An 8,091-nucleotide genomic window follows, 5' to 3' on the forward strand; every position below is an offset into this window, starting at 1 on the left:
GAACTGCTGGGCGGCGTGGAGCGCTGGCTGCGGCTGGCGGGCGACGCGATCGACCCGGCCGACGCGGCGTATCTGCGCGAGCGCCGCGACGGGTTCGCCGCGGCGGCCGCGGCGCTGGTCCCCCAGCTTCCGCCGGGCCCGATCCACGGGGACGCGCTGGCGCGCAACGTCCAGGTCGGCCCGGACGGACCGGTCCTGGTGGACCTGGAGACCTTCTCCTCGGACCTGCGCGAACACGATCTGGTGGTCCTCGCGCTGTCCCGCGACCGGTACGGGCTGGCGGCCGAGGCGTACGACGCGTTCACCGCGGCGTACGGCTGGGACGTGCGCGCGTGGGACGGCTGCGGGGTGCTGCGCGGGGCGCGGGAGACGGCGAGCTGTGCGTGGGTCGCCCAGCACGCGCCCGCGAACGAGGCCGCCGCCGCGGAGTTCCGGCGCCGGGTCGCGTCCCTGCGGGACGGGGACGCCTCGGTGCGGTGGTATCCGTTCTGACCGGGCCCGTCGCGGGTCAGCCCGCGACCTCGGCCGGTTCGCGGACCGGCCAGCGGGCGTCGATCACCGCGTCCGGGGTGCCCTTGCGGCGCAGGAAACTCTGGAAGTCCGCCGCCCATTCCGCGTACCAGGCGATCTGGCGTTCGTGCAGCAGCTCGACGGGGAGGTCGGCCACCTCGCGGTGGCGGGCGGCTATCGCGTACGCCACCCGGACCGCGGCCAGCGCGTCCGCCGCCGCGTCGTGCGCGCCGCCGTGGACCACGCCGTACTCGACGCAGACCGCCTCCAGGTTCCGCTTGCCCTTGCGGTAGCGGTCGACGGCGCGGTCGATGGTGTACGGGTCGATGACGGGGCCGACCGGCGCGCCGTCGAGCCGGTCGGCGAGCGAGGGTAGCCCGTGGCGGTGCAACTCGGCCGTGAGCAGGGACAGGTCGAAGGCGGCGTTGTAGGCGACGACCGGGACGCCCCGGCGCCAGTAGCCGGCCAGCGTACCGGCGACCTCGTCGGCCACCTCACGCGCCGGACGGCCCTCGGCGGCGGCCCGCTCGCTGCTGATGCCGTGGATCGCGGACGCCTGGGCGGGGATGCGGATGCCCGGATTCGCCAGCCAGGTGTGCCGGGCGGTCGGCTCGCCGTCCCGGTCGTCCACGGCGATGACCGCGGCCGTCACGATCCTGGCCTCCAGCGGGTCGGTCCCCGTCGTCTCCAGATCGAAGCCGACCAGCGCGTGCCGGTGCCAGCTCATCCCGTACCTCCTTCATGGTGCTCCCCCGGATGACGACCACCCTCGCACGGGCCACTGACAACACCGCTCAGGAGACCGGCCGGGAGTCCGTCCACACGGACTCGAACTCCTCCCGGTAGGTCTCGAACAGCCCGTGCTCGTATCCCTGCCCCGCCCGGACCACCGCACGCCCGCCGCCGCGCAGCACCAGCACCGGCGCCTCCATGCCGCGCGCCCGGCGCAGATAGGTCTGCACGACGCCCACCGCGTCGGCGCCGTCCCCGTCGACCAGGTAGGCCGTGAAGCGCGGGGTCTCGTCGAAGACGTGGATCTCGAAGGCGCCCGGGTCGCGGAGCTTGGAGCGCACCCGCCGCATGTGCAGGATGTTCATCTCGACGGACCGGCTCAGCTCGCCCTTCTTGAGCCCCAGCTCCCGCTCCCGGCGCTTGACCGCGCTGCTGGCGGGGTTGATGAAGAGGAGCCGTATCCGGCAGCCCGTCTCGGCGAGCCGGATGAGCCGGCGTCCGGAGAAGTTCTGCACCAGCAGGTTCAGCCCTATGCCGATCGCGTCGAGCCGGCGGGCCCCGCCGAACAGGTCCTCGGCGGGCAGCTGGCGCTGGAGCCGGACCCGGTCGGAGTGGACGGAGACCACGTCCGCGTACCGGTCGCCCACCAGCTCCTCGACCGCGTCGACCGGGAGCCGGTCGGCGGAGGGCACGGACGCGCCGCCGCCGAGCATCTCCAGGAGCCGGGCCGAGGCCCGCTCCGCCTGGGCGAGCACCGCCTCGTTCAGGGCGCGGTTGCGGGAGACGACGTTGCGCGCCACCTCCAGCTCGTCGAGTGCCAGTTCGACATCGCGGCGGTCGTCGAAGTACGCCTCGAAGCAGGGCCAGTGCTGGACCATCAGCTCGCGCAGCTGGGGCAGCGTGAGGAAGCTGAGGACGTTGTCGTCGGCCGGGTCGAGCAGGTAGCCCTTGCGGCGGGAGACCTCGCGCACGGCGACGGCGCGCTGCACCCACTCCTGTCCGGCGGGCCCGGCGGCGGCCACCACCCAGTCGTCGCCGTGGACGGGCTCGTAGATCGGCCGGAGCACCGCCGCGACCACGGCGCGCAGCCGCTGCTCGACGAGGTTCAGCCAGATGTAGGCGCGCCCGGCCCGCTGTGCGCGGGTGCGTACCTCGCTCCAGTCGTCGGCGTCCCACTCCAGCTCCGCGCCGATCTCCAGGGGCTGCGCCAGTGACACCGCCCCGGGGGGAACCTCGGCCACGTCCCCTTCGTGACCCGCGTCACCCGAGGGCAGCTCGAACCCTCCCGAGCTCACCCGCGCACCGCCTTCCACTCCCCCACCAACGATCAAGGAAGGGTACTCCGGGAGCGGGAGCCGGTGCAGCCCGATGCGCAGGCTCCTTTACCAACTCCCCATGGCGTCAAACCTGTTCCGGACGGCGTGTTCGGGGGGAGTGAGCGGATTCATAGGGATTAAACACCCCACCTCGGCACGCGAACCGGACAGCCGGGCGGCGGGACCGGCCGGCGGGCGTGCGCGGGCGACACGGAGAGGCACGAGGTTGACCGACGGGCCGACGTCCTAGGTAAGGGGACCTCTTTCGGGGAAGATCGGGCGCGGGGCCCAGGTGGGCCGTGCGACCGCGGCAGAACTGGAAGAGTCGATCCATGCAGGTGTGGCCGGGACAGGCGTACCCGCTCGGTGCCACGTACGACGGCGCCGGGACCAATTTCGCGGTCTTCTCGGAGGCCGCCCACCGAATCGAGTTGTGCCTGCTGCACGACGACGGTTCCGAGACGGCGGTGGAGCTGAGAGAGACCGATGCCTTCGTCCGGCACGCGTATCTGCCCGGGGTGATGCCGGGTCAGCGCTACGGATTCCGGGTGCACGGCCCGTACGAGCCGGAGCGGGGCGTGCGGTGCAACTCCGCCAAGCTGCTCCTGGACCCCTACGCGCGGGCGGTCTCCGGACGGATCAGCTGGGGGGAGGCGGTCTACGGCTATCCGTTCGGCCGGCCCGACGCGCGCAACGACCTGGACTCCGCGCCGCACACGATGACCTCGGTGGTGGTGAACCCGTACTTCGACTGGGGGGACGACCGGCGCCCCCGTACGGACTACCACCGCACGGTGATCTACGAGGCCCATGTGAAGGGCCTGACGATGCTCCATCCGGGGCTGCCCGAGGAGCTGCGCGGCACCTACGCGGGTCTCGCGCACCCGGAGATCATCGCGCACCTGACCGAACTGGGCGTGACGGCCATCGAACTGATGCCGGTGCACCAGTTCGTCCAGGACCACCGGCTCGCCGACGCGGGGCTCGCCAACTACTGGGGCTACAACACGATCGGCTTCTTCGCCCCGCACAACGCGTACGCCTCCTGGGGCGACCGGGGCGAGCAGGTGCTGGAGTTCAAGCAGGCCGTGCGCGCCCTGCACCAGGCGGGCATCGAGGTGATCCTCGACGTGGTCTACAACCACACCGCCGAGGGCAACCACCTGGGCCCGACGCTGTCCTTCCGGGGGCTGGACAACGCCTCGTACTACCGGCTGACCGAGGACCAGCGGTACTACATGGACACCACGGGCACCGGGAACTCGCTGCTGATGCGGTCGCCGCACGTGCTCCAGATGATCATGGACTCGCTGCGGTACTGGGTGACCGAGATGCACGTGGACGGCTTCCGCTTCGACCTGGCGGCCACGCTGGCCCGGCAGTTCCACGAGGTGGACCGGCTGTCGTCGTTCTTCGACCTGGTGCAGCAGGACCCGGTGGTCAGCCAGGTGAAGCTGATCGCCGAGCCGTGGGACGTGGGCGAGGGCGGCTACCAGGTGGGGAACTTCCCGCCGCTGTGGACCGAGTGGAACGGCAAGTACCGGGACACGGTCCGCGACCTGTGGCGGGGCGAGCCCCGGACGCTGGCCGAGTTCGCCGGCCGGCTGACCGGCTCCTCCGACCTGTACCAGGACGACGGCCGCCGTCCGCTGGCCTCGATCAACTTCACCACCTGCCACGACGGCTTCACCCTGCACGACCTGGTCTCGTACAACGACAAGCACAACGAGGCCAACGGCGAGGGCAACCGGGACGGCGAGAGCCACAACCGGTCCTGGAACTGCGGCGTGGAGGGCGAGACGGACCGGCCGGAGGTGCTGGAGCTGCGCGAACGCCAGATGCGCAACTTCATCGCCACGCTGATGCTGTCGCAGGGCGTGCCGATGCTGAGCCACGGCGACGAGTTCGGCCGCACCCAGCGGGGCAACAACAACGCCTACTGCCAGGACAACGAGCTGTCCTGGGTGCACTGGCCCGAACCGCCCTGCGCGCTGGGCGCCGACCTCGGGGACGACGAGGACGACGCCGGCGCGGACGAGGCGGACGGCGCGGACCGGAACATGAGTCTCCTGGAGTTCACCCGCGCGATGGTGTGGCTGCGCCGCGACCATCCGGTCTTCCGCCGCCGCCGGTTCTTCCACGGCCGCCCGGTGGAGGGCACGCACGACGAACTGTCCGACATCGCCTGGTTCACGCCCCAGGGCCAGGAGATGACCCAGCGGGACTGGCAGGCCGCGCACGCCAAGGCCCTGACCGTCTTCCTGAACGGGCACGCCATCTCGGAGCCGGGACCGCGCGGGGAGCGGATCTCCGACGACTCGTTCCTGCTGATGTTCAACGCCAGCGCCGAGACGCTGGAGTTCGCGGTGCCCGTCGACCACGGCCGGCAGTGGCACGCCGTGGTGGACACCGCCCGCCCGGCCGGCGTGCTGCCCGGCGCGGGGCCGAAGGTGGCGGCGGGCGATCGGGTGACGCTGGTGGGGCGCAGCATGATGGTCCTGCAACGGCCCGCCTGACCTCCCGGGGGCCCGTCCGGCTCACCCCGTCGTGCCCAATGTCCGGCGGGGTGACACGGACGGCCGTGATGTGGGTACGGAGATCCCATGACGCCTACCGCCACGTACCGGCTGCAGCTCCAGCCGGAGTTCCCCTTCCGGGCCGCCGAGGACGCCGTGCCGTACCTCGCCTCGCTCGGCGTCTCCCATCTGCACCTGTCGCCGGTCCTGGAGGCCGTGCCGGGCTCCCGGCACGGCTACGACGTCACGGACCACGGCCGGGTACGGGAGGCGCTGGGCGGCGAGGAGGGGCTGCGGCGGCTGGCGCGCACCGCGCGGGAACACGGCCTCGGCCTGGTCCTGGACATCGTGCCCAACCACATGGCGGCCGACCCCCGGCACAACCACGCGCTGCGCGAGGTGCTGCGGGAGGGCCCCGGCTCGCCGTACGCGCGCTGGTTCGACATCGACTGGGAGGCGGGCGGCGGCCGGCTGCTGCTGCCCGTGCTGGCCGGCCGGATCGGCGACGAGATGGCGCGGATGCGGGTGGACGGGGAGGTGCTGCGGTACGGGGAGCAGGAGTTCCCGCTGCGGGCCGGCACCGCCCACCTCGCCCTGCCGGAACTGCTGGACGCCCAGCACTACCGGCTCTGCTGGTGGCGGCTGGCCCGCACCGAGCTGAACTACCGGCGGTTCTTCACCATCTCGGACCTGATCGGGGTGCGGGTGGAGGACCCGGAGGTCTTCGCCGCCACCCACGGCAAGATCCTCGAACTGGTCAGGGACGGGGTGGTGGACGGCCTGCGGATCGACCATCCGGACGGGCTCGCCGACCCGGCCGGCTATCTGGAGCGGCTGTCGGAGGCGAGCGGCGGGGTGTGGACGGTGGTGGAGAAGATCCTCACCGGCTCCGAGCGGCTGCCGGCCGGCTGGGCCGTCGCCGGGACCACCGGCTACGACGCGCTGTACCGGATCGACGGCCTGTTCACCGATCCGCAGGGCGCGGTGGAACTGATGGGCCATTACCGCGAGGCGGCATCCCCGGCCGGGGACCGGGGCGGCTACTGGGCGGCGACCGTGCGCCGGGCCGCGTACCGGGTGGTCAGCCACGAGCTGGCGGCGGAGACCAAGCTGCTGACCCGGCTGGCCGCGCGGATCTGCGCCGGCGACCCGGCGCTGCGCGACCACGCGCCGTGGGCGCTGCGGACCGCCGTGCGCGAACTGCTGGTCCGCGTACCGGTGTATCGCCCGTACGTGACGGCGGGCGGTCCCTGCCCGGAGGAGGCCGGGGCGACGCTGGACGCGACGGCGGTGAGCGACGCCAAGGCGGTGTTCGCGGTACGGGACGAGGCGTCGGCCGTCGACGTGGTGCGGGACCTGGCGCTGGGGCGGCTGGGCGGCGGCGGGGACCGGGAGGCGTTCTGCGCCCGGTTCGCGCAGACGGCCTCGGCGCTGCGCGCGAAGGCGGTCGAGGACACGGCGTACTACCGGTACGTGCCGCTGGTCTCGGCGAACGAGGTGGGCGGCGATCCGGGGCACCCGGCGGTCGCGCCGGAGGACTTCCACGCCTTCTGCACCCGGCTGGCGCGTGACTGGCCGGCCACCGGGACGGTGCTGACGACGCACGACACCAAGCGGAGCGCGGAGGTGCGGGCGGGCATCGCGGTGCTGTCCCAGTGCCCCGGCCGGTGGGCGGGGCTGGTGGCGGGGCTCGCCCGGTCCGGCCCGGCGGCGCCCGATCCCCAGCTGGCCTGGCAGGCGTGGCAGACGGCGGTCGGCTGCGCGGGCATCCCGGCCGGTGAGCGGGCGGCGCGGCTGGAGCCGGCGCTGCTGAAGGCGGTGCGCGAGTCGGGCCTGTTCACGAGCTGGACGGAGCCCGATCCGGTGTACGAGCGGCTGGTGTCGGACTTCGTGGCCGCCGGGCCCGCCGCGGACTCCGGGCCGGTGCGGGCTCTGGTGGAGGAGTTCGCCGCGCCGCTGGCCGCGCATGTGCGGGCGCAGTCGCTGGGGGCGGCGCTGGTGCATCTGACGATGCCGGGGGTGCCGGACCTGTACCAGGGCACCGAGCGCGCGTACCTGGCCCTGGTCGATCCGGACAACCGGCGGCCGTTCGCGGAGCCGTCGCCCGGGGAGCCCGCCGACGAGAAGGCGGAGCTGACCGGGGTGGCGCTGCGGCTGCGCCGGGAGCGCCCCGCGGTGTTCGGCGAGTCGGGCACGTACGCGCCGCTGCGTGCCTCGGGCCCGGCGGCGGAGCACTGCGTGGCGTTCTGCCGTTCGGGCGAGGTGGTCACGGCGGTGACCCGGCTGTCGCTGCGGCTCGCCGAGTCGGGCGGCTGGCGCGATACACGGCTGGCGCTGCCGGACGACGGGGTGTGGCGGGACCTGCTGAGCCCCGGCCGCGAGTTCGCCGGCGGGGTCGCGGGCGTGGCGGAGCTGTTCGCGGACCGTCCGGTGGCGCTGCTGGTACGGGGCTGAGGGCGCGGCGGCCCGGCGGGCTCAGCCGGGCCGGACCAGCAGGGAGCGCGGGCCCCGGGTGAGGAGTCCGGTCGCGGCCGGGCGGAAGCCGTCGGCCCAGCGGAGCCGGGGCATCGCGTCGAGCAGGGCACGCAGCCCCTGTTCGGCCTCCAGCCGGCTGAGCGCCACGGCCGGGCAGCCCGCCGGGCCGGTCAGGGTGCGGTCCTGGTCGGGGCGGAAGGGGTCGAAGACGTCCGGGGCGGCGAAGCGCTGCGGGTCGCGGGCGGCGGCCCCGACGAGGCAGGCCACGGGCGCCCGCGCGGGGAGGGTGCCGCCGCTGAGGGTGACCGCGGCGACCGTGCGGCGCAGGACGACCTGGACGGGCGGGTCGCGGCGCAGCGACTCCGTCCAGGCCCGGCCGGCGAGCGCGGGCTCGATGCGCAGGGCGGCCAGCAGGTCGGGGTCGTCGAGGAGGCTGGCGAGGAGCGAGGCGAGCACGGTCCGGCGCAGCGCGGAGTCCCGCAGGCAGGGCCCGGGGGCGGAGGGCGCGGCGGGCAGCCAGCGGCAGAACTCCTCGACGAGGT

At 73.8% G+C, this 8,091-nt stretch carries 6 protein-coding genes; 3 read left to right on the forward strand and 3 right to left on the reverse strand.

Going from position 1 to position 8,091, the window contains the following annotated elements:
• A partial coding sequence (locus tag MHW47_RS28665) for a phosphotransferase (RefSeq protein WP_239226665.1) occupies positions 1-492 on the forward strand: 492 nt, incomplete at its 5' end.
• Between the two features lie 16 nt (positions 493-508).
• On the opposite strand, the gene MHW47_RS28670 is transcribed toward MHW47_RS28665, so the two are convergent.
• Positions 509-1,237 (reverse strand): exonuclease domain-containing protein, encoded by a 729-nt coding sequence (locus tag MHW47_RS28670; protein WP_239226666.1) that lies wholly within the window; start codon positions 1,235-1,237, stop codon positions 509-511.
• A gap of 67 nt (positions 1,238-1,304) precedes the next feature.
• Positions 1,305-2,537 (reverse strand): SAV2148 family HEPN domain-containing protein, encoded by a 1,233-nt coding sequence (locus MHW47_RS28675; RefSeq protein ID WP_239226667.1) that lies wholly within the window; start codon positions 2,535-2,537, stop codon positions 1,305-1,307.
• A 353-nt stretch (positions 2,538-2,890) separates the two neighbouring features.
• On the opposite strand from MHW47_RS28675, the gene glgX reads away from it, so the two are divergent.
• Together glgX and treY are read left to right on the forward strand one after the other, a co-directional pair.
• Positions 2,891-5,074: a glycogen debranching protein GlgX gene (gene glgX / locus MHW47_RS28680; protein WP_239226668.1), complete on the forward strand. Its 2,184-nt coding sequence runs from the start codon at positions 2,891-2,893 to the stop codon at positions 5,072-5,074.
• Between the two features lie 87 nt (positions 5,075-5,161).
• Positions 5,162-7,528 (forward strand): malto-oligosyltrehalose synthase, encoded by a 2,367-nt coding sequence (gene treY, locus MHW47_RS28685; protein ID WP_239226669.1) that lies wholly within the window; start codon positions 5,162-5,164, stop codon positions 7,526-7,528.
• Between the two features lie 21 nt (positions 7,529-7,549).
• On the opposite strand, the gene MHW47_RS28690 is transcribed toward treY, so the two are convergent.
• On the reverse strand, positions 7,550-8,091 hold a 542-nt coding region (locus MHW47_RS28690), incomplete at its 5' end, for a cytochrome P450 (RefSeq protein ID WP_239226670.1).

It is taken from the genome of Streptomyces sp. OfavH-34-F (genome assembly GCF_022347745.1).
Classification (GTDB): Bacteria; Actinomycetota; Actinomycetes; order Streptomycetales; family Streptomycetaceae; genus Streptomyces.

Excerpts from the sequence above, each read along its gene's own strand:
- MHW47_RS28670 (WP_239226666.1), bottom strand. The coding sequence starts at position 1,237 with ATGAGCTGGCACCGGCACGCGCTGGTCGGCTTCGATCTGGAGACGACG.
- glgX (WP_239226668.1), top strand. The coding sequence starts at position 2,891 with ATGCAGGTGTGGCCGGGACAGGCGTACCCGCTCGGTGCCACGTACGAC.
- treY (WP_239226669.1), top strand. The coding sequence starts at position 5,162 with ATGACGCCTACCGCCACGTACCGGCTGCAGCTCCAGCCGGAGTTCCCC.